The sequence below is a fragment of the Vibrio sp. 661 genome, assembly GCF_033339315.1.
Lineage (GTDB): Bacteria > Pseudomonadota > Gammaproteobacteria > Enterobacterales > Vibrionaceae > Vibrio > Vibrio alginolyticus.
This window is the reverse complement of sequence record NZ_JAWOUJ010000060.1, coordinates 1-1402: the sequence shown is the minus strand read 5'-3', so window position 1 is coordinate 1402 and position 1402 is coordinate 1. Positions and strand designations below refer to the sequence as shown.

Below are 1402 nucleotides of genomic sequence, written 5' to 3'. Positions count from 1 at the left end.
GGGTATAGGAAGTATAAACCACCTTTTTGCTCCTCATCCGAAGTATCTTACCTGAAATTCCCTCACTCGTTTACCGCTCAAGCCCCAATTTTAACTGCCGGTCCAGCCTAAACCGCTCTAATAAGGTTCGATTTGGCGGTAAAATCTCTAGCCTGATAGCTCGAGAGATACAAACTGCCCCACCGCCCCGTTTAAAAGTTGGCAGTGTTGAGCAGTGTTGGATTTGGGGTCGTCAGTCAAAGAGACGACTCTGTGATGGATCGAACAGGCTGGGAGTCAGTGGCGGCGCTCGTTCTGGTGGCAGCTCACGCTGCTTGGCGGCATTCGCCTTGGCTGTTTTCTGTTTCAGATGCTTGAGAATCTGCTCAATGACCTTCGGATCTTCGATGCTGGCAATCACTTTGACGTGACCGCCGCAGTGTTCGCAGACTTCAATATCAATATTGAAGACTCGCTTGAGGCGTTGCATCCAGGTCATGGCGCGGTGGCGCTCTGCAGGACTCTTGTCACGCCAGTTAGTATCGAGACCTTCCGATTTGTCGGGCTTCTTGCCCCGCTTGGCGGGTGTTACTTGAACTCGGTGTTTGCTGTTCGGTGCAAAGACGCCGTGGAAGCGTGTGAGGTTGACTCGCGGCTTAGGTACCAACGCAGCGAGTTTGGCGATGAAGTCCAGCGGCTCGAAGATCACATGGGTGGTGCCATTGCGGTACGGAGTTTTGAGCTCGTAACGCACCTGCCCATTGGCGGTTAATGCCAGACGTTTTTCTGAAACCGCTGGCCGACTAATGTAGCGACACAAGCGCTCAAGCTTATCCCGCTGATGCGCTTCGGCCATCACACCGGCGTGTAGCGAGAAACCAGCATGGTTGGCTACTCGACTGCTTGAGTCGGCTTTATCCTCACGCCCTGGCAAGGTTTGCAGGGTGAAGACTTTGCGCCCTTGCTGGGGGCCGACGGCAATGCGATACGTAACCGAAGCACCATGTAATTGAGTCAGCGTATCGTCTTCGCCCTCTTCCAGTGTCAACCACGTATTCTCGGCATCACGCTCCAAAATCCCACGCTTTTCCATGCAGCGAGCGATGCGATGGCTGAGGGTGTGAGCGAGCGTATTCAGCTCATCGTAAGTGGGTGCCTTGACACGATGGAAGCGTTGCTTGCCATAGTCATCTTCGGCATAGACACCATCGAGAAACAGCATGTGGTAGTGGACATTGAGATTTAGCGCGGAGCCAAAGCGTTGGATAAGAGTCACTGAGCCAGTTTGTGCAGAGGCTTTGGTGTAACCGGCTTTTTTGATCAGATGAGTTGAGAGTGTACGATAGACGATACTCAAGACCTGGCCCATCAGCTGGGGATGGCGAGCCAGCAAAAAGCGTAGCTGGAAAGGAAAGCTGAGCAC

Annotated in this window: 1 protein-coding gene; it reads right to left on the bottom strand. The window is 53.3% G+C overall.

What is annotated here, in order from left to right; genetic code table 11:
- Positions 1 to 232: 232 nt before the first annotated feature.
- Positions 233 to 1402: IS91-like element ISCR1 family transposase (locus R7P69_RS24665; protein ID WP_088769055.1), on the bottom strand; the 1170-nt coding region annotated here is incomplete at its 5' end.